Source organism: Levilactobacillus suantsaii (assembly GCF_014069315.1).
Taxonomy (GTDB): domain Bacteria; phylum Bacillota; class Bacilli; order Lactobacillales; family Lactobacillaceae; genus Levilactobacillus; species Levilactobacillus suantsaii.
The window spans coordinates 1497499-1522824 of the sequence record NZ_CP059603.1 but is presented as its reverse complement, the minus strand read 5'-3'; the positions used below and the strand labels follow the sequence as shown (position 1 = coordinate 1522824).

The window sequence follows — 25326 nt, the reverse complement described above, 5'->3', positions numbered from 1 at the left end:
GACTAAATTTCACTGGACCGACCACTCATAAGTGACGTTAAACTTTAATAACTGTTGAAGACGTGACTACTAAATTTCTTGGCATTCTTCGACCGGGACAAGAAACTTTGAATCCCATCCGTCGAGGATACCGTGATGTCGATTGGGACACCCGATGGCAAGTACTTCTGCGCCGTCGTCTGCAAGTACTGCGTGAAACTAATGATTTCCGTTTGACTGTAGAACTGCGTGGTGATGTTGACGTGCATCCCCGACAAGGACTTCCCATCGTATTGGGCTTGCGCAGTGACCCCACTCAGATTCGGGAAGAAGTCCTCGACCTCACTCTTAAAGTTCGAGAACGCACTAGAATCGTTACTGTTCGGACTACTCTGGCCGCTTTGCAACGGGAAGGTGTAGTTCTTGACGTCGAGGGGTGTCCACGATGAGACGCTGGTCTTACCCGCCTTATTGGTCGAGTAAGCCAGGAAGTTCCCGCCGACCAGGCTATCGTTAGATGCCTGCCGGTAGACTGCAATGACGATTGGGACGTTCTTCAACGCCGACTTTTTCCGTAAACGTTGTAAGACCGTGTTAGCCGCCTTCTTGGCGTAGGCTTCTCCTTCGGCTTTACTGATCTTGGTCTGATAAGTCGACCCGTACTGGGTCTTCTTGTAGTAGTCGATCGAGTTAACGGCAATCCCGATGGTCACGCCGCCTAAGGACAATTTATTGTTCTTTTGGGTCATGTAGTCCTGTTCTTCCAAGGCCTGAATGTAGATTGGGTTCCGCTTGTTCGGCGACTTCGACCCATTAGACGCCGGGTTCAACCCCGTCGAATTAGACTTCGACTTGCGGTCTAACCAGTTCTGGACGGTATCGCTGCTGAGGTACTGCCCTTCCTGGAAGACGTACTTCTTGGTCGAGAAGACCTTCTTCGACACGTTCAACATCCCATTTTCAAAACTCTTCAGGTTATAAGTGTTGTCGGAGTCTTGGGAGTTGGTCACGCCCCGTGACTTGCTGACCCGGTAGTGGCCACTCTCAATGACCCCTTCATAATCACTATCGGTAGACTGCCCCGTTAATTGGGTGCCTCCCGACTTACTGTTGTTCGAGCTTGTCGACACGCTCGAACCGCCTAAATCACCACATCCCGCCAAAATCAAGGGGACGGCGGCTAAGGCCATAAAGGTTCGTAACCGTTTCACGACTGTTTCCTCCTAAGATTATCCGTTATTTTCGTCCGCCATGGCCGCACTCAGCTGGGCTTCATCCCATACGGGAATCCCCAACTCCTGGGCCTTGGTCAGCTTACTCCCGGCCGCTTCACCCGCAATCACCAGGTTGGTGCTCTTGGACACGGAACTAGTCACTTTGGCGCCGCGGGTCTCCAACCATTTCGTGGCTTCGGGGCGGGTCAGATTCTGTAGCTTCCCGGTCAAGACCACCCGTTGGTCCGCAAACTGGCTGTCCGGTGCCGTGACGATTTCACCACTGGTATAGGTCAAATTGACCCCCGCGGCATCGAGCCGAGCCACCAAGTGTTGCGCCTGGTCGGTCGCAAAGTAAGTCACCACACTATCGGCGATGATCTGCCCCACGGTGTCGATGGCAGCGATAGTCGCGGTGTCCGCCGCCATTAAGCTTCGCAAATCACCGAAACGTTCCGCTATCGAGCGAGCGGCCTTAGCGCCCACGTGGCGGATGCCTAGGCCAAAGAGCAAGCGTTCTAATGAATTATGGCGACTATTGTCAATGGCTGTCAAGAGGTTTTGGGTCGACTTCTCCCCAAATTTATCTAAAGTTAACAATTGCTCAGCGGTCAAATGGTACAGACTGGCCACGTCTTGGACCAGTTGCTTATCGAAGAGTTGCGCCACAATCTTTGGCCCCAAGCCATCGATGTTCATCGCGTTACGGGAGGCGAAGTGGGCCATTCCAGACGCTAATTGGGCCGGGCAACTAGGATTGATGCACCGCAAGGCCACTTCTTCATCTAAATGGACCAGCGGCGCCCCGCAGGACGGACACGTCGTCGGAATCGGCGCTGGTTGGGCATCTTTAGGCCGTTTGTCCGCCACGAAGTTCGAAATTTCCGGGATGATGTCACCCGCTTTGTGCAGTAAGACCGCATCCCCGAGACGAATATCTTTGGCCTGCAAGTAGTCCGGGTTATGCAACGACGCGCGCGCCACGGTACTTCCCGCCAACTTCACGGCGTCCATCACCGCAGTCGGCGTGACGATGCCGGTCCGTCCCACGGTCCACTCGATATCGCGGACCACGGTCTCGACCTCTTCGGGCGGAAACTTGTAGGCAATCGCCCACCGGGGCACCTTGACAGTCGCCCCGATGGCCCGCTGTAACGGTAACGGGTTGGCCTTGATCACGATACCGTCGATGCCGTACGCCAAGTCGGCGCGTTTGGCTTGGTACTGGTCGATATAGGCCGCCACGTCGTCCATGTTATGGGCGACCTGGTAGGTCGGATTGGTGCTAAACCCCAATTCTGCGAGCTCGTCTAACAACCCACTTTGGGTGCGGGTGTCGAGTGGCTCGTAGTCAGCGATGTTGTACATGAAAGTTTCGAGCTTACGTTCCGCCGTGACCTGCACATGTAACTGCCGTAAACTACCAGCCGCCGCATTCCGTGGGTTAGCGAACGGGGCTTTTCCTTCGGCTTCACGCCGGGCGTTCAAGTCCAAGAAAGCTTGCTTAGGCATGTAGCATTCGCCCCGCACATCGATGGTCAATGGCCGGCTCAACTTTTTAGGAATCGATGGCAAGGTGGCCAAATTATCGGTGATGTCTTCCCCGATGCTTCCATTGCCCCGCGTCGAACCCTGGACAAACTTGCCATTTTCGTACCGTAACGAAATCGCTAGGCCGTCAATCTTTAATTCGCAGTTATAGTCGAAGCCCTCATCAGTCGTATCTTCAGTGGCCACGTCCTTGCGTAGTCGGTCGTTGAATTCCCGCAGTTCGTCTATAGAAAAGACATCGCCTAACGATAACATGGGAATATCGTGGTTGACCTTGGGCAAGTCACCGCGTACGCTCCCGCCGACGTGTTGGGTCGGGGAATCCGGCGTCACTAACGCCGGAAAGGCCGTTTCTAAGGCTACTAAACGGGCATAGTTACGGTCGTACACGTCATCTTCAACGGCTGGATTGTCAGCATCATAATATTGTTGGCCCCACTTGCGCAATTGGGGCCGTAACGTCGCCGCTTCCTCAGCGGCCGCTTGCTCAGTCATCTCTTGAACGGGTTTGTCAGTCATATCTGAAACGCTCCCTCTTTTAGGATTATCGTCGGTGCATCGCCAAGAACCACCAGCGCTCACCCTTTTTCAGCCATTCTTTTAACCAGGCTAATCAACACGTTGAATCGGTGCAAAGGCGGCCAATAATCGCTTGACCCCTTGTTCTGGAAAGGCAATGTCGAGTTCGGCATCTTCGCCGGTTCCACTGACCTTGACCACGGTCCCAACGCCCCACTTCTTGTGGCTGGCCTTGTCGCCGACGGTCCAGGCAACCTTCTCAGCTCCGGTCCCGGTGTTGGTGGTAATTCGACCAGTCTTACCGTGGTACGGTTTGACGACCGCACCAGCCGTCCGGCGGGCAAACGGAATATCTTTACGCCCCGGCGTCAGTCCGCGCTGGGTCTCACTGTTGTCCAGATGCAACAATTCGGGGTCGATTTCACCCACGAAGCGCGATTCTGGATTGTTCTGCCGCCGGCCATAAAGCATCCGCGAATAGGCGTTGGTCAGATACAACTTGTCCTGCGCCCGGGTGATACCGACGTAAGCCAAGCGCCGCTCTTCTTCCAGTTCGCTTTCCTCGAGCATCGCCCGGGATAGCGGAAAGATGCCTTCTTCCAACCCCATCAAAAAAATCACGGGGAATTCGAGGCCCTTTGCCGCGTGCAACGTCATCAACGTGACCTCGGCGGGATCTTCATCCACGTCGTCTTGGGCGGAGACTAAGGCTAAATCAGCCAGGAACTCCGTCAACCGATCGTCCGTCTCGTCGTGGTCGGCTTGATCCCAATCACTGTCGAACTTCTGCGTCACGGAAAGGAATTCTTCGATGTTTTCGACCCGAGTCTCTGCTTCCAAGGACTTGGAATCCTTTAAAATCTGGAGGTAACCCGTCTTATCCAGAATCGCCGTTGTCAAATCCGATACACTGCTGGTGGCCGCCGTAGCTTGGACGCCCGCAATCATTTGTCCAAACTTTTCCATAGCGTTCCGGGTGCGGGTACTGATGTTAGTAGCCAGCGTCACATTTTGGGTGGCTTCCAACTCACTCCAGTCGTTGTAATCGGCAAAGTCACGAAGCTTCTCTAAGCTAGTCGCCCCGATGCCACGTTTGGGTTCGTTGATGATGCGTTCTAGACTCAAGGAGTCGGCGGGATTGGCAATCAACGTCAAGTAAGCCAAAACATCGCGAATTTCCTTGCGGTCGTAGAACTTGTGGCCCCCGACGATGGTGTAAGGCACGTTAGCCTTGACCAGTGTTTCTTCAATCACCCGTGACTGCGCGTTGGTCCGGTATAAAATGGCAAAGTCCCCGTAGCCGCGGTGGTGCTGGTCGATCTCTTCTTGAATCTTAGCGACGACGTAATGGGCTTCATCGTTTTCATTTTGCCCGCGATAATATGAGATTTTGTCACCCTGGTCGTTTTGCGTCCAGAGATCTTTCTTCTTCCGATTGACGTTTTGCTGGATGACGTCGTTGGCCGCCTGCAAGATGGTCTTGGTCGAGCGGTAGTTTTGCTCCAACAACGTCACGTGGGCGCCTGGATAATCCCGTTCAAAGTTCAGGATATTCTCCATATTGGCGCCCCGCCAGCCATAGATACTCTGGTCGCCATCCCCGACGACACAAAGATTCTCATGTTTTTTAGCCAACATGTTGACCAGCATGTACTGCGCATCGTTGGTATCTTGGTATTCGTCGACGTGGATGTACTGGAACTTGTCCTGGTAGTAGCCTAAGACGTCTTTATCCTGCTGAAACAGCTGGATGGTCAACATAATCAAATCGTCGAAATCCATCGCTTGGTTGGCCTTCAAGGCATGTTGGTAGCGGTCATAGACCTCCGCGACCTTTTGTTTGAAGGGGTCTCCCGCATTGGCCGCCATCATAGCTGGCGTCTGTAGGGCGTTTTTAGCGTTGGAAATGGCCCCTAACACCGAGCGGGGATCGAATTTCTTCACATCTAAGTTCAAGTCGCGCAAGGTCCGCTTGATCAGCGTCCGTTGTTCGCCACTATCCGCGATGGTAAAAGCCCGCGTGTACCCCAATTTGTCGGCGTAGCGCCGTAAGACCCGCACGCACAGGGCGTGGAACGTCGAGACCCACACGTCGCTACCATCCGGGCCCAACAACTTGATGACCCGTTCGCGCATTTCTTTGGCGGCCTTATTGGTAAAGGTAATCGCCAAGATGTGCCACGGCAACACGTGGTTATGTTCGATCAAATAAGCTACCCGGTGGGTCAACACGCGGGTCTTTCCACTGCCGGCGCCGGCTAGGACCAAGAGTGGTCCTTCCGTCTGCAGCACGGCCTCCGTTTGTTTGTCATTCATGCCCGTCAATAATTCTTCTCCTGCCACCGTGAACACAATCCTCTCTGTTATTAGTCCTGACCATTATACCAAAGAAACATACGTTCCGCTGGCGTCCGGGTCGATTTTAAGGGAAAATTTCTCCAGCGAATTTGCCACACGAAAACGGGTAGGCTAGGCGTCTGCCGACCCTGACCTACCCGAATTAAGTTATCCATTTACTTGACCGTTCTAAGATGTATGTACGGCCTTGTCCTGGACTTGTCGTAAGAGCGCTTGAATCCAAACTTGGTGTTGCGGGTCACCTAAGATCCGTTGATTAGCTCGCAGATTCTGGTAGTCGGCCTCCGAAATCAAAACGACTTCTTCACCGGCGCCCGTGGTGACCATCACCGGCTTTTGACGGTCCGTTACCCCGTTCAAGTAGTGACAAAGCTTACGTTGTAGCTCTGAATCCGTAACATGTTCCATCATGAAGACCTCCTTGGCTGGGCAACGGGCAAATTCATTCGTTCTTATCATACGCGTTCGGCGGCCAAAAAGCTCACGCAAAGTTCTCATTTACTTTAAAACGTCAACTTTGTAAACCATACTATCCAAAAATGGCGACCGCCCCAAAATATGCTTCAGGTACAGTCGCCACTCATAACGTTTATTTTTAATTACTCATCAACTGGACCAGCATCATCGTCGTCATTAGCTGACCAAATACCAGTGTCGTCCAGTTGGTCCAGCATGGTCTTCACTGAATCCCCCTGTAAGGCCACATGACCCATGATATCATCAGGGCGCTGGTTCCGCAGGTGATAGAAGGTAAAGTGCCAGTTGGGCTTGATCTGCCATTGAGTGCGCATTGCCGGTTGCTGGCTGACCATGAAGGCCACGGTCACAGCAGGCGTCAAAATCTTCGGCTCAGCTAACGGCAAGCCACAGATGGCCCGCAAGTGCTCGTCGAACTCATCGACGGTCGCTGCAGCAGCAAAGACGTAGCCGTTTTCACTTGGCGCCGGTGTAATCTTCTTGACGTAGATGGCCCCGCTTTGCGTGAGGTAACAGCTGACCTCAAAGACACCGACGTAGTTCACATGTTTGCCTACTTCACCGGCGATCCGTTGCAGTTCACTAGCCACCGCGGCGTCCACGTTAGCGGGAACCCAGGTCTTAAACGGCCGGTCATCCACGGATTGCGCTTCAATGATGGGGAAGAGTTGCTGGTTGCCATCGGCATCGCGTGCGACCAATAAGGAATATTCCTTATCATAAGCAATCTGTGATTCAAGGATGTACGTCCCCCAGTCCAACAAACCTGCCGCTTTAGCGATGTCCGTTTGGGTCTTGATGACCAGTTCTCGGCCCCGGGACCATTCCTTTTGAATCGGCTTCAACACGCACGGATAACCAATCGAATTGATAGACTGGTACACGTCATCTAAACTGATGATGGTGGCGTACGGGGCAATATTGACGTTGAGTTGTTCGAAGAAGGCCCGTTCGAGTAACCGGTCCTGCATCATCTCCAACAGATCACTACCTTGCGGAATCCGGGTGTACTGGGACAAGAATTTCACCACGTCCGTGCTGACGTGATCGGAATCATAAACGACGACCGCGCAGCTTTCAGCAAAGTGCTGTAATTTATCCTTATCCTTCGCAGATCCGACCGCTTTAAAATCAGCTAACTGTAACGCTTCGCTGGTTTCGTCAGACCCGTACGCCCCCACGCGTAAACCCATTTTACGCGCCTTGGTAACGAGCATCGCGGCGTTTTCGCTACTCCCAATGACCCCAATGGTATCTCCTGGATATAAGACCGTATTCGCCAATTTACTCCCTACTTTCCACTTTTAATTTAATCCTGATGCGAAAACATTGAGTCTCTACTATTAGTTTACGGTTTCGACAAGTATTACACAAGTCTCACCCTTAAGTTGGTTAATCTTGAGCAAAGGTGACCGACCCGTTCTCAAACTTAGCAATGCTGGCCAGTGCCACTAGCGGCAAGCCGGCGTCCTTGACTAGTTGGTGTCCCTTCTGGAACCGTTTTTCAATGACCACACCGACCCCCGCAACCTTGATTTGAGCGGATTCGGCGATATCCAGCAAGCCCTGAACGGCCTGCCCGTTGGCCAAGAAATCATCAATAATTAACACGTTATCATCGGCGGACAAGAACCGGCGGTCGATAGAAATGTCGTTATTGCCCTGCTTAGTGTAAGAATAGACCTTGGCCGTATACAAATGGTCGGTCAACGTCAGGCTCTTGTGTTTCCGGGCAAAAATCATCGGCACGCCTAAGTGCAATGCAGCCATGACCGCGGGCGCGATGCCGGAAGATTCGACCGTGAGGACCTTCGTCACCCCGGCGTTTTTGAAGCGCCGGGCGAACTCGGCACCCAGCTGATCCATCAGTTGCGGGTCGACCTGGTGGTTCAAAAAGTTGTCGACCTTCAACACATCACCCGGTAAGATGGTGCCGTCCTGTAAAATGCGATCCTCTAATATTTTCATGATAGCCTCCGTTTGCCTTTTAAAGATTAACCTCCATTTTACCCGAATCCCCCGCCAAAAAACAACGACTAGCCCCAGAAATTTAGGCAACTTTAAGCCAATAGCAAGCCTAGCGCCTCGGCAACCACCGTGCTGAGGGCAAAGAGTCCCAGATTACGGACGGCCAAAATAAAAGTCTGCTTCTTGACGTGGACTTGAAAAAAGGCGCGGATATTTTTCGTGACCGGGATCAAACTGACCAGTGCTAGTAAGGTCCAAATCGGCAAATCACCTAACAGGACACTCGCAATCAATGACAGGTACCCCACAATGTAGAATCCGGCGAACAACCACAACGACTTGCGCGTGCCTAAATAGTAGACGATGGTCGTTCGGTTCAGTTCCAAATCTTCCTTGGCGTCACAGATGTTGTTCGCCAGTAATAACGCCGCAATGGCCATCACGGCAACCCCTGAAGCCAGTAAGACCCGCCACCATAGCGTCATCGTCAACGCATCGGTCTGATACAAGTTTAAGTAAACGGTAATCGCCATGATCATAAAGCCCATGGTGAAACCGGCGAAGAACTCCCCGGTCGGCGTGCCGGACAACGGTTTCGGGCCACCGGCGTAGATGTACCCGACCAGAAAGCAGAAAAGCCCCATCACGAGTAGCGGCCAGCCGGTCACCCAGACCAGATATAACCCGATGAGGGCCGCCACACCGGCGAAACTAGCCATCAACGTAAAAATACCACGCACGTTCAAGTGGTGTACCCCAATCACATTGGTGTGCTTTTTCCACTCGGCCGCTTGATTATCGTCGGCCTTGGTGTAATCTTGATAGTTGTCATTGATATCGACAGCTATATTGAACAAAAACATCGCGATGAAAAAGAGTACGCTTAATCCACCGTTGAGGTGCCCGAAGTTATAGAAGACGAAGATCAGGCCTAATAAAAATGGCCAAACGGACGCAATCTTAGCTTTGATTTCCACGAGTTCCAAAAAGACTTGTAAGTTCACAATCATTTCCCCCTATTTCGTCACCCGACTAGGGCAGCTTTGTTTGACAACGTTTCCAGTTGTCGGTAAGATTAATTTTGACTAACGAACGAGGTGCAGTATGGATCAACAACTTTGGCGGCAGTTCCCGCAGGTTGCGCCAGAACTCAACGCGTTACAGCCCTATCTGCTGGATGCGGTAAAATTGGCCAACCGACCTATCCACAGTAAAATATTAGCCTTATTAGAATCCGGCGGCAAGTTCTTACGTCCCGGGTACTTTTATTTATTTACCACCTTTGGCGAACCAGTGGCTGCAGAACGCTTGCGTGCCGGGGCGGCAGCGTTAGAAATCTTACACGTGGGCACGTTGATTCACGACGACGTCATCGATGAATCCCCGACCCGGCGCGGCGTACGGACCATTCAAATGAAGTACGGCCAACGCAACGCTATTTATGCCGGTGATTTCATGTTTACGGTCTACTTCGACCAGGTCTTAAAGTCCACCAGTGATACATATTTGATTCAAACGCATATCAATGCCATGCATAAGATACTGACTGGCGAACTTGGTCAAATGGCCTTGAACTATCAAGAGGATGCCACGCTAGACGCCTACTTGCGCGAAATCGCGGGGAAGACGGCTGAATTGTTTGCGCTCGCCTGTTACCAAGGGGCAATGTTGACCCACGCTCCTAAAATCGTCCAAGATAACGCCCGACCAATTGGGATTGCCTTGGGGAGCGCCTACCAGATGCTTGACGACATTTTAGATTACGCGGGTGACCCGCGCAAGACTAAGAAACCAATCTTAGAAGACCTGCGTTCCGGCGTCTACTCGTTGCCCCTCCTGTTGGCATTACCACACGCTAAACGTGATTTTCATCACTACTTAAAGAAGCGCCAGGAGATGACGGATGACGATATTTTGGCCGTGCGCGAATTAGTCCACCAGCATCACGGCGTCGATGCCGCCCGGCAACTAGCCACGGAATGGACCGACAAAGCGCTCAACTTGATTGAACAATTACCCGCTGGAGAGACTCAAACGGAGTTGTTACGGTTGACGAAAATGCTGTTGCGGCGGGATCATTAGAACTGGCAAATAGTTTAACCAAAAAAGAGGTGCTTCCATCACGTGTGGAAGCACCTCTTTTTTTGGAGCAGTTTATTAATCAATTTCGCCATTATTATTTTTACTGTACAGGGTACCGATTGTTGGTTGAATTCGAGGGTTGGCACGCTAAAATAAGCGTTATAATCGAGCCGACAAACGGCACAAAGTTGAGGAGCCACAGCCAGCCTGAATAACCACCGTCATGAAATCTTCGAACTTCCGCGGTTAGCGATGCAATAGTTAAAATAATATAACCAATCCCCATAGCCAAGCTTGCTGCGACAGCAACAATGTCGCCGACCGCTTCACTTCCATACCCCGCCATGTACCCAACCACAACCAAAAGTAGCCAAAGTACCCAAACTGCCATCATAGCAAGACAGACGGCAAGGGCACTCCACCAATAATCAGCTCTTCCCATGCGCTTATTCACTCGAAAAGCATCTTTAAAGAAAAGTTTGCCCGAATTAATGATACTTGGTCGACCACTTTCGTTATACGGTTGGCTAGCCCTGCCGTTTACGGTCTGGTTAGGTGCCATTTGTGGGCCGTTGTTCATCCCCGCGTTAAAACCTTGTCCGTTTTGTGCAGCACCACAAAATTCACAAAACTGCGCAGAGTACGGGATGCGTTGCCCGCAATGTGTACAGAATTTCATATTTTCTTCCATGTTGTTTCCCTCTAATCTAAATTATCTGCTTGCTTGTAAGTCACGTGTCCATGATTGACTCCAAGTCATATGTATCAGTCATCAGCTGGATTTAAGACAACATTCGCTCCATTCTTAATTAAGATTCAGGCCGCCGCACTCTGATTATCATCTCCTCTTCAAACGACTTGTCTGAAAAATTAAAAACCAGCTATGATTATAATGTGCTGGTTAATTTGTGATGACTATTAAATTTCATTTCAAACTATAGGCACATAACCCTATTATTATACATGTCTAACACCCACAGTATCAATGCCCACAATAATAACCACCATCAATTTAACACGTTGATAATCTATTAAAATTGTTTTATCAATAAATTTTAAACCCGACCGGTCAAGTCTTGGATTTTGATCAATCGGGTTAATTTTTTAGCTACAGGCAAGCTTACACATTTTTACCACATGACTTTTCTTCTATCTATAGGTCTTGATTATAATATTTATAAATCATTTAACAGCAAAACCATTTTCAAACGCGCTATTCTTAAGGCAAGAACCGGTTGAATTCTACCGATTCAAATCTAAGGAGGCTATATCATATGAATTTCTCAACACCGTCCAGACCAGATTCTGACATACAACAGTTGATTAAAGCAGTGGCAACTTTAAAGGTTCAACTCTTAACGGCTACTAATCAAATTCAGGATCTAATCAGTGACAAGCAGCAACTTAACGACCGAATCTTCATGCTTCGTGCTTGGAAATTTTTTGAAAATTATGATAGCAATCCCCACCACGATTACGTATACGTTCTTCGTCTAGAAGATCAATGTTACTACGTGGGCGAAACAAGCCATTTACGTAGTCGGCTTGCTTCTCACTTCAATGGAGAAGACGAGGCTGGTTACAAGTGTGCCTACTGGACCACGCATCATCACCCCATTGCCCTGGCAAAATTATTAGAGTTTTCATCTGAAACGCCAATTCCCGACCTCAAAAAGCAAGAGACCTTGGAGACTATTAACCAAATGCGAGCGCATGGATTTCGAAACGTCCGTGGTGGTGCTTTTGTGGCGGACGACGAAAATGAACTACAGAAGTTACTCCAAAGCGATAAGCGACAACATGACTTCAACTACACCTTTGACGAAATCGCTGGGGCTTAGTGCCGTCTAAGTTGCTTACCAAACGCTATCAGGAGGCAAATTCACCCATGTTGAAAAAAATTTTGGCCATCAGTTGTCTAGTTTTTGCTCTGAGCTGGGCGCTAGTCCTGCCGCAGAGTGCCGCCGCAAAGGGAACCTACCGTGCCATCCCCCGGACCTATCGTGGGACCTGGATTCGACGATCACCTAAGTTCGGCGGTCATCCCCGCTTAACCGTTCGCGCCCACGCCATTCACGCAACCGTCTTGCGACTAAAGGGCCATCGGTTGGGCGTCCACGTCGGTCATGGTTACGTGACGGTCTTTCAAGCCCATAAAGGTCATGCCGTCGGAGAAAATTACATTCTGAGACGGACCTGCTACCACCACCGAGTCGCCCTCAAAGTATCCTACGACACCCGCGTTGAATTCTACACCCGTGCTTAGCTCACTGCCCATGCTGGGCGTAACGGGCCTCCGTGGCTGCCTTATCATCACGCCACCACATCGGGTGCTGGCGGTACCACGCAATCGTGTTGCGTAGTCCTTGTTCGAAATCGGTCATCACCGGGTACCATCCCAATTCACGGGTCAATTTGGTGGCATCAATGGCGTAACGGCGGTCATGACCGGGACGGTCAGTCACCTGGTCGTATGCATCTTGTGGTTGGCCCATTAGTTTCAAAATCAACCGCAGGACATCGCGATTAGACCGCTCACCATTGGCCCCAATCAGGTAGGTGTTATCCGGCTTCCCCCGCATCAAGATTTCCCAAACCGTGCGGGAATGGTCGGTCGTGTGAATCCAATCCCGGATATTCCGACCACTCCCGTACAGTTTCGGTCGAATACCACACAAGACATTAGTAATCTGGCGGGGAATAAATTTTTCGACGTGCTGGTACGGTCCGTAATTGTTAGAACAGTTGGAGATTGTCGCGTTGAGGCCAAAGGACCGGCACCAGGCGTGCACCAACAAGTCCGAACTGGCCTTGCTCGCCGAATAAGGACTGCTGGGTTGGTAGCGCGACTCCGGCGTAAACTTAGTCGCCCAATCCGTTGGGGTCGTCGGCAACGGTAAATCCCCGTAGACTTCATCGGTTGAGATATGGTGGTAACGAACCCCGTATTTCGTACAAGCTTGTATCAGCGTGTAGGTTCCCACCACATTCGTTTGGATAAACGGCGCAGGTTCTTCTAATGAACGGTCGTTATTACTTTCCGCCGCATAATTCACCACGGCATCGGCTTGCTGAACCAACGGTTCGACCACCGTGGCGTCGCAGATATCACCAACTACTAAGTTGACCCGTTCTGTAGGTAATCCGGCCAAATTGGCGCGTTTGCCCGCATAGGTCAGTTTATCTAGCACCGTGATGTGGGCTACCTCCGGATGGGTCTGCACCACATACCGGACAAAGTTCGCTCCCACAAAGCCAGCACCCCCGGCAACCAACAAATTTTTCATCGTGTGCTCCTTTCGTTCACTAAAATCACAAAGTGACCTGTTCAGCAATCGCTGAGCAGACCACTTCTCGCTGTTACCGTCCGCGGTCCATATCATACAGATCCCGGAAGCGCTGATTCTCATGATACAAGTCTTGTGGCGTCCCCGACATGTCGAACTGCCCGTCTTCGATAAAGCGAACTTGATTGACGTGCTGAATCCCCGTCAAATGGTGGGTGACCCAGATAATCGTTTTGTCCTTTAAAACGTCGAAGACCGTATCCAACAAGTGTTGTTCGGTAATCGGGTCCAGACTGACCGTGGGTTCATCCAAGATGATGATGGGCGTATCCTGCAATAGAATGCGGGCCAACGATAACCGTTGCCGTTCCCCACCGGAGAACCGACTTCCGGCCTCTTGGACCTGCGTGTTGTACCCGTTAGGCAAGCCACCAATCAGGTCATCCAATTCAACGGCTTTGACCGCTTGGCGGACCTCGGCATCAGTAGCCTGCAAGTTGCCTAACCGCACGTTATTCATGACCGTTGTATTGAACAGATAAGGTTGTTGGTCCAACACCCCCATCAGTTGAGCTCGCTGTGTCTGCAACTGATCAACCGGGACACCATTAATGGTGACTTGCCCGGAATCAGGCGTTTCATCACCTAAAATCAGCTTCAATAACGTACTCTTCCCGGTCCCGCTAGGTCCGAGTAATGCCAATTTTTCACCTGGATGCAGGGTCAACGACAAGTCTTTAATGACCTGCCGCTGCGCCCCAGGATAGGTGAAACTCACATGGTCGAGCGTCAAATCCGCAAAGTCGCCAACCGTTTGTTGCGGCGCCAATTGGGGCACGTTTTCATCCAATCCGTTAACTCGGTTAATGGAGTCCTGGTAGACCGGCCATTCGCTGACCCCTTGGCTCATATCCGCAAAAGGTTCAACTGCCGGAAACAGAGCGAGTCCGAACGCCGCCACCCAATTTGCTTGCGCCTGGTTACCGGTGAACATGACGCCGGCCCACCAAACCAGCAGGATGACCGCTGCGCCAAACAGGAATTGAATGGCAAAATTCCGCCACCACTGGAAATAATGGTCACTACGCCGTAAACGGGCAATCTCATCGATGGGCTTATCCTGTTGCCCCAAGAAGGCCTTTCGACGACCGGAAATCAACCAGTCACCTAAGCCTAAGACGGCATCGGTCAACCGCGTGTAGAAGTGCCGTTGGACCTGCCGGGCTTGAAATTCTCGTTTACCATTGACCGCAACCGACATCAGCGGCATGACCACCACGATGATGCCTAACAAAAGCAACATCAACAGGCCAAAAGCCCAGTTGAAGTAGCCAATGCCAATCACAATAAACAGGTACAATAACCACCCAATAACCAGCGGAAAAATCGTCCGCAGGTAGAGGTTTTCAATATGATCGATATCCTCAGCTAAAATACCCAGGACATCGCCCGTCTGGTGCTTTTGGCGAATCGCTACGGCTTGTTTTTCCACGGACTGATAGAGTCGCTTCCGAAAGGCCGATACGATGCGCAGGACCCAGTTATGACTGGTCAACCGTTCGGCGTAACGAAAAGCCGGTCGGCCAATCCCGAAAGCGCGGGCGAGCACGATGGGCACGTAAATCATCAAAATATTAAAAGGATGCGTCGCCGCCTTACTGATCAGGTAGCCGGAGTTAAACATCAGTGCTCCACCACAGAAGAAGGTCATGAAGCCCAGGAACAAGACCAACGTCAAAAGGCCCTTGTAGCGCTTCAAGTAAGGCATGACCCAGTGGTCGTGTTCAAACGTTTTAAAGAATCCTTTCATGCTGGCGCCTCCCCTTCCATTTCAGACCGTAAGCGAACGTAGGCCCCGTTTTGAGCCTGTAACTGGTCGGGGGTCCCTTGTTCAACCACACGACCGTGATCCAAGACTAGGATATAATCCATTTCATTCATCCAGTGTAGCCGGTGGGTCGCAAAGAAGACCAGGTGGTCCTTAAAAACGGGGAGCATGGTCTGCTTCAAGTCAACTTCAGTTTCGATATCCAAATGAGCAGTCGGTTCGTCAAACAGTAAGATGCGCCGCGAGTCGTCCAAAAAGGCTCGGGCTAACGCAATCCGTTGGGCTTGGCCTCCGGAAACGCCCCGGGAACCTTCCCCGATTTGCGTGGCAAACCCATCCGGCAACGTGGCAATCCAATCAGTCAGACCGGCACGGTGCGCAGCTTGCGCGACCGCTTCATCTGAAGCAGCGGGCGTGTAAAACGCGATGTTGTCCCGCAAGCTTGCGTGAAATAAGTATGGCGATTGGGGAATGTAGACGAAGCTCTTCTGCCAAGCCGCCTGGTCCAAATGAGGGACCTGAGTGCCCCGGGCGGTGATTTGACCGGCCTGGGGGCTCAAGAATCCACTCAGCGTATTGATCAACGTGGATTTCCCGGAGCCTGACGCCCCGATGATGCCCACCTTTTGGAACCCGCGAACATTGAAACTAATGTCCTTTAAAGTCGCGTGGTCAGCATCGTACCCAACATTGACGTGGTCCAAATGCAATTCATCATCCGGCGTCCAAACAGGCGTGGCAGCTGGTAACGTGTCACGGTCGGTCGGCGTTTCCCGGTGTAAGATATCCAGCACCGCCGTCAAGGCGTTCTTCCCGTTTAAAGTTGCATGGTAGTCGTTAGCGAAATTACGCATCGGGGCAAAGTAGTCCGGTGCCAGCGTCAAGATGACCAGTGCGGGCAACAGTTGAATCGTATTGTCCATCAGCCCGAACCCTAAGAAGACCGCAATGATTGCAATTGACAACGTCGTGAAAAAGTCCAACGCAAAGTTTGACGTCATCGCAATGGTCAGTGTCGCCATCGTTTTCTTCCGATAATCTTCACTAACCGAATAAACGTTACCTGCATATTGCTTGTTCAAGCCCAACTGCTTTAAAGTCGGTAACCCCCGCAAGGTGTCGACAAAATGGTTCGATAACCGCTGGTACCCGGCGTATTGCCGGTCAGCCTTGGCCTGGGCCGCCAACCCTAAGATCACCATAAAGAAGATGATCAACGGGTAGATGACCAGCAAGAACAGTGCTTCTTTCCACTGAATCAATGCGATATAAATCAGAATCAACCACGGTGTAATCGCTAGGTCCAAGACCTTACCGATAATCATCATCAAATAAGTTTGAATCTTATCGATACCTTCGAGGCCCATGGTAACCACGTTCCCGGTCCCCTCTTGCGCGACAACGCTTGGACCGAGGTCAAAAAGCTTAGCCATGAACTGTTTCCGTAATTTTTTAGTGGTACTTTCCACAAACGGATAAGTCAGCCAATTTTTTAGGACCGTCATCAAATGCCGGCCTAAGAAAGCGACCGCAAAAATCACCAGCGGGGCCACGATAGTCCCGACGGCTTGAAGCTTCCAGAGATTCACAATTGCCACCGAAAGGTACTTGGCCTGTAAAATAATTAAAATAGCTTGAATCACAGTTAACAGGCTCTGCCAGACAATGACTTTACGAATACCCGGAAATTGGAACACACGTTGATCAATCAAATAAATCCCCCCAGTTCAATCAAGTTGCCTATACCGCTTATGATACTGCTTTCATTTCTATTTGACGAGGGCTCGCGGCAGTTAAAATTCGTTTATCATTTGATAGTTTTTCTTATCAGAACACACCAAAAGCCGCCCGACCAGTTGCCCAGTCAGGGCGGCCTTAAACGTGCTTGGTCACAAGGAGGTCACGCCACACGTTGTCAAACGCCTACTTCCAAAATTAAGCTTGTTGCTTAGGTGAAGCCAGTCGTTTGTAGAAGACCCAGTAACTCCAGATAAAGTAGACCAGGACAATCGGTAAGATGGTGAAGGTCAGAATCGTCATCAGGTGCAAAGTGTATGGCGAATTAGAGGAGTTTTTGATTAAGAGTGAATAAGCTGGATTGTTGGCCACCATGACCCGCGGGAACAACCCGTTGAAGATCAGCACGACCACGCTAATCAGCGACAACCCACTCCCGATAAATGAGAGCCATTCGTGGTTGCCCAAGACGCCCCAGTAAGCCAAGGCGGTCACGACGACCAAGAAAGCCACGATCAATGTCGTCGACAACGGCTTCTTGGTGAAGAAGTCGGTCGAGAAGAAGAGCAGTAAGGCAAAGACTACTTCGCCGGCAAAGAGAACGGGGTATAACACCTTGTTCCAGGCCCGGGCCCGGTCACGCAGACTGCCCGAGGTCTTCAGGCGAATGAAATTCAGCCCGTGGACTAAGCAGAGCACCGTAACGGCGACTCCACCAACGATGGAGAATAAGTTGACGTAATCGGTGAAGTGCGCGGTCATGTCCCCGTTCTTGTCGATTGGCATGCCCTTGATCATCGCGGTGAACAACATCCCAAATAGGAAGGCGGCACATCCGGAACCCAGGGTCCCAGCCCATTCCCAGAAAGTCTTCCAGCGCTTCGTTTCCATGTTAGCCCGAAATTCGAAGGAGACCCCCCGGAAAATCAAGGCTGCTAGAATCAGGAACAAAACCAGGTAGAAACCGGAGAACAGGGTTGCATACCACATTGGGAAGGAGGCGAACATCGCCCCACCAGCGGTAATCAACCACACCTCATTGCCGTCCCAGTGCGGGCCAATCGTCTTGATGACCACATCACGTTCGGCGCTGTTGCGGGCAAAGCTTTTAATCAGCATCCCTACCCCAAAGTCAAAGCCTTCGAGGAAGAAGAACCCACTGAACAAGACGTTAATCAGAATAAACCACAATAATTGTAGACTAGTCATGGTTAAACGCCCCTTTCGAGTACGGATCAATTGCTTGGTCATTGGCCGTCGTTGAAGTGTAGCCCTCAACATTATCCGCATCTGGTCCCGCTTTCAAAGTTCGGTGACACAGCACGACCATGACCAGTCCCATACCAGCAAACATCAAGAAGTAAATGATGTTCGAGGTCAGTAACGATGCCACGGAAACGTTTGGCGAGACCGCATCGGCAATCGTCAGCAACCCATAAACGACCCACGGGTACCGACCAAATTCAGTGATGAACCAGCCAGCCGTGTTCACGATAAATGGGAGCCACAGGCAAATCCCCATAATGTAGAGGAACCAACGCTGGTTCAGAATCGCCTGTGATTTCTTGCGGTTCATAATCAGCCCCACAATGGCAATCAAGGCAAACAATGCGGCGGCACCGGACATAATCCGGAAACTCCAGAACAAGGTCTTAGTCGGGACGTAGTAATTGATGTCCTTACCATATTTTTTATCATACTTCGCGTGTAATTCTTTATTCACTTGGTTCATCCCAGTGACGGTCCCACTCAACTTATGGTAGCTCAGTAGGTTCAAGACGTATGGGATATCGACGGACCAGGTCGTCTTGTGTTGCTTGGTATTGAACCCAGCAACGGCCGTCCATTCACCCTTTTGCGTGGAGTTCTTGTACAAACCCTCCATCGCGGCCACCTTCATCGGTTGGTTATTGATGAGGTAACGGGTCTGGGTGTCCCCACTAGCAATGGAGCCTAAGGAGAAGATCAGGCCAATGACCAAGACGACCTGTAAGGACTTGCGGTAGAACGGAACGTGATCCTTCTTGAGTAACCGCCATGCGGCACAACCCGCAACTACAAAGGCAGCGGTTACAAAAGACCCGAAAATAACGTGCGGAAATTCATTCCAGAGTTGCGGGTTCCCCACAATATCCCCAAAGCTCGTCATTTGGACGTGCCCGGTTTGCTTGTTGATGATGTAACCCACCGGATTCTGCATAAAACTGTTGGCCGCCAGGATCCACAGTGCGGATAGTGAAGAGCCAAACATGACCAGCCAAATAAAGAGGACGTGAACCCACTTGTTAAAGCGGTCCCAAGTGAACATCCACATCCCAATAAACGTGGATTCCATGAAGAACGCAGCTAGCGCTTCAATGGCTAACGGCGCACCGAAGATGTCGCCCATGAACCGGGAGTAATCCGACCAGTTCATCCCAAATTGGAATTCCTGGATGATCCCGGTAACCACCCCGACGGCAAAACTGTAGAGAAACATTTTGCCCCAGAACTGGGCCATCTTCTTATAGTCCTGGTCCCCTTTGATGGCGTACATGGTTTCCATGACGGCAACGACAAAGGCTAGGCCGATTGAAAACGGAACGAAGAAGAAATGGAAGACCGTGGTCATCCCGAATTGGAATCTGGCCAAGCCTAGAATATCTAGACCAAAATTGATCATTTTTCTAACCTCCCCAAACGTTATGTGTGTAAATAAATAATTGCTAACTTGTCTTTATTATATCGAGTGATAAGCCAACATTCAATGATTCACGATGATTATTTGTGAAAAACATGGTTTTTGGTCTCGTTTTCGCTCACTTTCGTTCGTTCAATGTCGTAACGCTTTGAACGGAGTGTGCCATTTGAATTTTTAAGCTCGCGAAAACGGTTTCTAACAGCTTCTCAAAATCGAACGTGCTAAAATGGGGCTAACCTATTTTACAAGGAGGAACTTTGCGATGACTGAACGAATTCTCGCGTTACAGCCCCTAACGGCTGACCACCTGGCCACCTTACGCGCGGCCGGAATTGACGTCGTCTCGGCAACAGATTATCAACCCGGTGGCGCACCCATCACTATTTTATATGGGTGGCAAAAGGACCTCGGGCCCCAAGTGATCAAAGACCCAAACAACCAAGTCCACTGGCTCCAAACTCACAGTGCGGGGGTCGACTACTTGCCCCTTGATTTGATTGCTGACCAACACATCAAATTGACCAATTCCCGGGGCGTCTTTTCCGACGCCATCGCCGAAACGACCATCGGTTACCTCCTGTATTTCTTACGGGGCTTCGATATCGCCCTCGAGAATCAGGCCGGCCACTTCTGGTCGCAACCCAAACGCGCTTCGTTGCCCACCCTCAGTGACCAAACCGTGGTCATCTACGGGACCGGTAGTATCGGTCAAGCAATCGCCAAGTTATTGAACGTCTTCGGCACCACGGTTCTGGGGGTTAATCGCTCGGGACACCCGGTCACTGGGTTTAAACAAACGGCTAGTCTAACTGATGATGCTCAGGTCCTAGCCAACGCTGACATCGTCATCAACGACATGCCCGCCACGGACGAAACTAACGACTACTTCAACGCGGACTTCTTCAACCGACTCGACGGCTTACACGTCTTCGTCAACGTTGGCCGGGGCAAGGCGGTCGACCTTAATGCTTTACGCGCCGCACTGAATGCCCACCAGGTAATCAATGCCGCTCTTGATGTGGTAGAAGAGGAACCTCTCCCCAAAGACGACCCTTTGTGGGACTTCCCGAACGTCTTATTGACCCCCCACCAAAGTGGGTTTGCCGCTAATAATCTTGATTTGACCTTCAAGATTTTCCACGAGAACCTGACTAGCTACCTCAAGGACGGCTCCTTAACGGTTAACGTCACGGATCCACGGCAAGGCTATTAACTCCATCGCAGTGATGTTTCACTTTTAAGAATTTGGCTAAATAATGGACGCTTCAAGACCTTAGTTTTCTTGGAGCGCCCATTTTCTTTCTGCCAGAATTAGATTGCGGCCGCATCGCAGATTCTACGTCTTATGTGAGCGTTTTAATTGTTTCTAGGCAGCATTTCTGGCATAATACATGGTGTTCACCAGGATAAGTTTATAGAAGGTATTACAATGGCTAAAGTTGACGACAAAGTTGATAGTACCAAGGATAAAGTAAGCGGCAAAGCTAAAGAAGCTGAGGGCAAAGCTACGAACGACAAGCCTCGTGAAGTTGAAGGTAAAGCCCAGAACATGTTAGGCAAAGCTAAGGATAAGATTTCTGAAGCTAAGGAAAACATCAAAGACGCTGCTGATGACTGGCAGAAGGAACACTCTGACAATAAAGACGAGAAAAAAGAGTAATTGGAACCGATTGACTAACGAGAAGCCCTGGGGCACCTGACCAGGACTTCTTTTTGATTGGCATTCCTAACACCGGCTATGGTATAGTAGCCCCATGTCACTACCGAGACCAAAGGAGTATTAACCATGTCGAAACCAAATCAGCCGAGCGGTGCAGAACGCGCTGCCCTCCGGCGTAAAAAATTACAAAAAAAGGTCGGCCAGGACGTCTGGGAACGCTACGCTGAAAGCGTCAAAAAAGGGCTTCTGACCCAAGCGGAAGCGGAAGCAGCCATGAAGGTCGTCCGCCACAAGGAAGTCACCCAAGCTAACCGGGCGCGCAAAGCCAACGGTCCGCGCCCCAAAAGCAACCGGCAACGCCGCAAGGAACACGCCGAAAAACTGGCGGCCCAAGACTGGGCTAGTCGCCGCCACACGAATGGTCACCGCGCTCGGCGTCGAATCGACTACGATGATCCGGCGACTTACCAGTTAAACGCTAACCGGCGGTCCCACCGTTAAAAACCAAATATCACAAAATTGGTCCCAGAAACCGTAAATGGTTTCCAGGACCAATTTTTTAACTCAACGTTTCTAACTTGTACAGACTCAGATTGAGTCAGCACTCATCGTCACAGCGTTATTCCCAATCGTAGTTCGTTGGGTCTTGCAGTCCACGCCCAGTCGCCTTGTCCAACATAATGCGTTGTTCAAAGTGAGCGACGTTGCGCTTCGTTTGCTTGACCATGTCAGGGTTGACAGAAACATAGTCAATCCCACATTGGATCAAGAAGTTCGTGAAGTCTGGGTACTCGGATGGGGCTTGGCCACAAATCGAAACGGTCCGGCCATCTTTGTGGGCTGCCTTGATCAAGTGCTTAATAGCCCGCTTAACGGCTAAGTTCCGTTCGTCGAAGAGCCGTGCAACCGTATCGTTGTTCCGGTCGCAACCCAGAATCAACATGGCTAAGTCGTTGGACCCGATGGAGTAGCCATCAACGAATTCATTGAACTGATCAGCTAAGATGATGTTCGATGGAATTTCAGCCATCATGTAGATCTTGAAGTCATCGCTCCGAACCAGCCCTTCGTTAGCCATGATTGTCGTAACTTTCCGAGCTTCGTCAACGGTTCTGACGAATGGGATCATGACGTTCAAGTTCGTCAGGCCAAATTCGTTCCGCACTTTCTTAACCGCACCTAATTCTAGTTTGAAGGCTTCAATGTACTTCGGATCGTAGTACCGTGAAGCACCCCGCCAGCCTAACAGGTCCGCCGGTTCGTGTGGTTCGTACTTGTCACCACCCTTTAAGTTCCGGTATTCACTGGACTTAAAGTCGGAGAGCCGCAGAACGACTGGCCGTGGCGCCATGGCCCGGGCAACTTTGGAAATCCCGTCAGCCAACATGTTAACGACTTTTTCAGGGTGTCCTTGTTCGATTAAGTACAGTGGGTGTTCGTGGATAAACGTGGTCCACAAGAACTCTTCACGCATCAGACCAATCCCATCGGCTGGTAAGGTCGAGTACTTGTCAGCTAAGTCCGGGTCACCTAAGTTCATCATGACTCGAGTTGCCGTTGGGGCAAAGGTTTCTGCAGCCACGACTTGACCGCCGCCAGCTGCTTGTGCGGTGTCGTTCTTCTTGAAGAGGCTGGCAACCTTACCTTTGTAAACAATCCCGTTGGTGGCATCAACGGTAATCACGTCACCGGTCTTCAAAACATCGGTCGCCGCAACCTTCTTACTCTTAGTCCCAACGATACATGGAATCTGCATTTCCCGCGAAACGATAGCCGCGTGGCAGGTCATCCCACCATTATTCGTCACGATGGCGGCCGCCTTCTTCATGGCTGGAACCCAGTCAGGCGAGGTCATTAAGGTAACTAAGATTTCGCCCTTCTTGAATTGGTCAATGTCATCTGGACTGTCGATTACGTGGACAACCCCACTGGCTAAACCAGGACTAGCGGATAACCCACGGACAGCAATTTCTGCATCTGATTCTTCAACCACGTTCTCATCTCCCGAAGCGTCTTGATCTTGCTTTTGCTTCTTTCTCTGAGACCAAACGGTTTCTGGCCGTGCTTGAACGATCCACAGCTTGTTCGTATTAACGTCCAAGGCATATTCCATGTCCATGTAGCAACCGTAGTGGCGTTCAATTTCCTTAGCGTAACCCGCTAATTCAATCACTTGGTCATCGGTTAAGGCTTGCTTCTCTTGCAAGTCTTCCGGAACATCTTGTTCTTCGGTCCCACCGTCGTCATTACGAACCAGTTCAACCGTTTGCTTAACCACGCTACGTTCCGCAATCTTCATCGATTGTTTGTCGATGACGAAGTGGTTTGGCGTGACCTTCCCTAAAACGATGTATTCACCAAGACCCCGAATAGCATCGATCACGATCTTCGAGCCATCGCCATTAGCGACGTTAACGGAGAACATAATCCCAGAAGCCTTGGAGAAGACCATCATTTGAACGGCTGCGGATAAAGCAACCTTTTCGTGTGGGAAGTGTTGCTTGTGCCGGTAGTAAGTTGCCCGGTCAGTAAATAGTGATGAGTAGCATTGTTGAACCCGGTTAACGACATCCGCTGCACCACGGATGTTTAAGTAGGATTCCTGTTGACCGGCAAATGAAGCGTTCGGTAAATCTTCCGCCGTAGCTGAAGACCGAATCGCAACGAATGGATTGTCTTGGCCCACCTTGGTAGCCAAGTCGGCATAGCCCTGCTTGATCTCTTCTGCCAAATCATCCGGCATCTTTGCCGAAACGATCAGGTTCCGAATCTTTTCACAGGTCGCGTGCAATTCATCTGAATCTTCGTAATCCTTGATGCCTTCTAGCAATGCGTTGACCTTATCGTTGACCCCGGTCACGTTCATAAAGTACCGGTAAGCCCGTGCGGTCGTCGCAAACCCATAAGGGACTGGAACATTCATGGATGAAGTCATTTCACCCAGTGAGGAAGATTTACCCCCCACTAAGTTCACGTCCTTACGATGTAACTCATCAAACCACAAAACATTGGCTGTATCTCGACTGGTCGTTGCAGTACCTTGACCCGTCGTCACATTTGTAGTATCTCGACTTGTCATCATAGTGCCTCCTTGCGCTTACTTTAGGTATATTTGGCTCCACCAGCGTTGAATGGAACCGCTTACATCTTACAGCTTTTATTATAATTCATTTGTGAGCAAAGTGTTAGTCCTTTCTGAAATTTTTTGCTTTCAGAACGATTTTCACCCACTAATTAAAAGGGACCCAGTCTAAGCAATCACGCCGCTTAGCGGCTCTTTTTGATGCCCAAAATAAATTAATTAAAAAGTATTTTCCAGCGCCCATTAGGTTCACAATCCGGACCAGTTAAGAAAGTGGTCCTCACCATTAATCCCCTGTTTGTCGGTATTTTTAAGAATTTCTAGGAATATTCCGAATTAGCGCAAAAAACGTTTTCTCCCCATAGATTATGCGCAATGATAATCTGAGAGAAAACGTTTTGAGCTGTTTTTGTAAGCAACCGTTTGTCTTCAAACTTGCCCGCAAAATTGGTAGCGACAGCTCGGCTTACAATTTGTTAAACTATACACAATGTCGGTAAAATCAAACTTTATTGGTCCCGTTTATGGGTGATTCCCAGAGCCCCCGCCAAGTAGCGCTAAAATTGTGAGCCCCCACCAAGCCGTGGTCGGTTTTTGATTGGTTTGGGGCAAGACCGTCGCTTTTACGGTTGCGGGCTGATCTGCTTGATTTCCCGTACCTTGCTTAGTGGTAGTCCCGGAAAGTGCGTGTTTTATTGTTGCTGGAATGGGTGCCGTCGATGCGGTTGCTTGGTACCGGACCGTAACATCCCTTACCGTTATGGGCGTAAGACTAATTTAGCATCCCTATTTACCCGGAATAGTGAGCAAGGATTATCCTGATGAGCTTTGGAAATGTATTCTCCTGATGTTTCTTTAGCCTGCTTACCATTCTTTTTGGTACTTCCAAATGGATTATGGTTTC

General features: G+C 50.4%; 20 protein-coding genes. 6 read left to right on the top strand and 14 right to left on the bottom strand.

The window, feature by feature from the left end:
- Positions 1-44 precede the first annotated feature (44 nt).
- The 7 genes from H3M12_RS07035 to H3M12_RS07005 all read right to left on the bottom strand — a co-directional run bounded on the left by H3M12_RS07035 (position 45) and on the right by H3M12_RS07005 (position 9070).
- Positions 45-1169: a CamS family sex pheromone protein gene (locus H3M12_RS07035; protein ID WP_170954917.1), complete on the bottom strand. Its 1125-nt coding sequence runs from the start codon at positions 1167-1169 to the stop codon at positions 45-47.
- A 39-nt stretch (positions 1170-1208) separates the two neighbouring features.
- Complete coding sequence (ligA, locus tag H3M12_RS07030; RefSeq protein ID WP_129031057.1) at positions 1209-3263, bottom strand: NAD-dependent DNA ligase LigA; 2055 nt, start codon at positions 3261-3263, stop codon at positions 1209-1211.
- Between the two features lie 90 nt (positions 3264-3353).
- Entirely contained in the window at positions 3354-5606 is a 2253-nt protein-coding gene (pcrA, locus tag H3M12_RS07025) for a DNA helicase PcrA (RefSeq protein ID WP_129031058.1), read from the bottom strand.
- A 183-nt stretch (positions 5607-5789) separates the two neighbouring features.
- Positions 5790-6029 carry a type II toxin-antitoxin system prevent-host-death family antitoxin gene (locus tag H3M12_RS07020; RefSeq protein ID WP_170954909.1) on the bottom strand — a complete coding sequence of 80 codons (240 nt, stop codon included), beginning with the start codon at positions 6027-6029 and terminating at the stop codon, positions 5790-5792.
- A gap of 191 nt (positions 6030-6220) precedes the next feature.
- Positions 6221-7381, bottom strand: coding sequence for an ATP-grasp domain-containing protein (locus tag H3M12_RS07015; RefSeq protein WP_129031060.1), 1161 nt, complete (start codon positions 7379-7381; stop codon positions 6221-6223).
- Between the two features lie 109 nt (positions 7382-7490).
- Positions 7491-8066, bottom strand: coding sequence for a xanthine phosphoribosyltransferase (locus H3M12_RS07010; protein WP_129031061.1), 576 nt, complete (start codon positions 8064-8066; stop codon positions 7491-7493).
- A gap of 92 nt (positions 8067-8158) precedes the next feature.
- Entirely contained in the window at positions 8159-9070 is a 912-nt protein-coding gene (locus H3M12_RS07005; protein WP_129031062.1) for a 1,4-dihydroxy-2-naphthoate polyprenyltransferase, read from the bottom strand.
- Between the two features lie 100 nt (positions 9071-9170).
- Between H3M12_RS07005 and H3M12_RS07000 the strand changes: the two genes are divergently transcribed.
- Entirely contained in the window at positions 9171-10148 is a 978-nt protein-coding gene (locus H3M12_RS07000) for a polyprenyl synthetase family protein (protein ID WP_129031063.1), read from the top strand.
- A 100-nt stretch (positions 10149-10248) separates the two neighbouring features.
- Here the strand turns inward: H3M12_RS07000 and H3M12_RS06995 are convergent, their stop codons facing one another.
- Positions 10249-10839 (bottom strand): DUF805 domain-containing protein, encoded by a 591-nt coding sequence (locus H3M12_RS06995; RefSeq protein WP_129031064.1) that lies wholly within the window; start codon positions 10837-10839, stop codon positions 10249-10251.
- Between the two features lie 583 nt (positions 10840-11422).
- Here H3M12_RS06995 and H3M12_RS06990 point away from each other — a divergent pair.
- Entirely contained in the window at positions 11423-11989 is a 567-nt protein-coding gene (locus H3M12_RS06990; RefSeq protein ID WP_129031065.1) for a GIY-YIG nuclease family protein, read from the top strand.
- Between the two features lie 47 nt (positions 11990-12036).
- The gene (locus tag H3M12_RS06985; protein ID WP_129031066.1) at positions 12037-12414 is read left to right on the top strand and encodes a hypothetical protein; all 378 of its coding nucleotides are present in this window, start codon (positions 12037-12039) and stop codon (positions 12412-12414) included.
- A gap of 1 nt (position 12415) precedes the next feature.
- Here H3M12_RS06985 and rfbB read toward each other — a convergent pair whose 3' ends face one another.
- From rfbB to H3M12_RS06960, 5 genes are all read right to left on the bottom strand, one after another.
- Positions 12416-13435 (bottom strand): dTDP-glucose 4,6-dehydratase, encoded by a 1020-nt coding sequence (gene rfbB / locus H3M12_RS06980; protein WP_182150559.1) that lies wholly within the window; start codon positions 13433-13435, stop codon positions 12416-12418.
- Positions 13436-13508: 73 nt separating this feature from the next.
- Positions 13509-15245: a thiol reductant ABC exporter subunit CydC gene (gene cydC, locus H3M12_RS06975; protein ID WP_129031068.1), complete on the bottom strand. Its 1737-nt coding sequence runs from the start codon at positions 15243-15245 to the stop codon at positions 13509-13511.
- Entirely contained in the window at positions 15242-16975 is a 1734-nt protein-coding gene (gene cydD, locus H3M12_RS06970; protein WP_182150558.1) for a thiol reductant ABC exporter subunit CydD, read from the bottom strand. Before cydD ends, cydC begins: the two co-directional genes overlap by 4 nt.
- A 223-nt stretch (positions 16976-17198) precedes the next feature.
- Entirely contained in the window at positions 17199-18209 is a 1011-nt protein-coding gene (gene cydB, locus H3M12_RS06965) for a cytochrome d ubiquinol oxidase subunit II (RefSeq protein WP_129031070.1), read from the bottom strand.
- Entirely contained in the window at positions 18202-19662 is a 1461-nt protein-coding gene (locus H3M12_RS06960) for a cytochrome ubiquinol oxidase subunit I (protein ID WP_182150557.1), read from the bottom strand. Before H3M12_RS06960 ends, cydB begins: the two co-directional genes overlap by 8 nt.
- Positions 19663-19942: 280 nt before the next feature.
- Between H3M12_RS06960 and H3M12_RS06955 the strand changes: the two genes are divergently transcribed.
- The 3 genes from H3M12_RS06955 (at position 19943) to H3M12_RS06945 (ending at position 21841) form a co-directional block, all read left to right on the top strand.
- Positions 19943-20893 carry an NAD(P)-dependent oxidoreductase gene (locus H3M12_RS06955; protein WP_129031072.1) on the top strand — a complete coding sequence of 317 codons (951 nt, stop codon included), beginning with the start codon at positions 19943-19945 and terminating at the stop codon, positions 20891-20893.
- A 216-nt stretch (positions 20894-21109) separates the two neighbouring features.
- Positions 21110-21340: a CsbD family protein gene (locus H3M12_RS06950; protein WP_129031073.1), complete on the top strand. Its 231-nt coding sequence runs from the start codon at positions 21110-21112 to the stop codon at positions 21338-21340.
- Between the two features lie 126 nt (positions 21341-21466).
- On the top strand, positions 21467-21841 hold the full coding sequence (locus H3M12_RS06945; RefSeq protein WP_129031074.1) for a hypothetical protein: 375 nt from the start codon (positions 21467-21469) through the stop codon (positions 21839-21841).
- A 118-nt stretch (positions 21842-21959) separates the two neighbouring features.
- Here the strand turns inward: H3M12_RS06945 and ppsA are convergent, their stop codons facing one another.
- Complete coding sequence (ppsA, locus tag H3M12_RS06940) at positions 21960-24419, bottom strand: phosphoenolpyruvate synthase (RefSeq protein ID WP_182150556.1); 2460 nt, start codon at positions 24417-24419, stop codon at positions 21960-21962.
- Positions 24420-25326 lie beyond the last annotated feature (907 nt).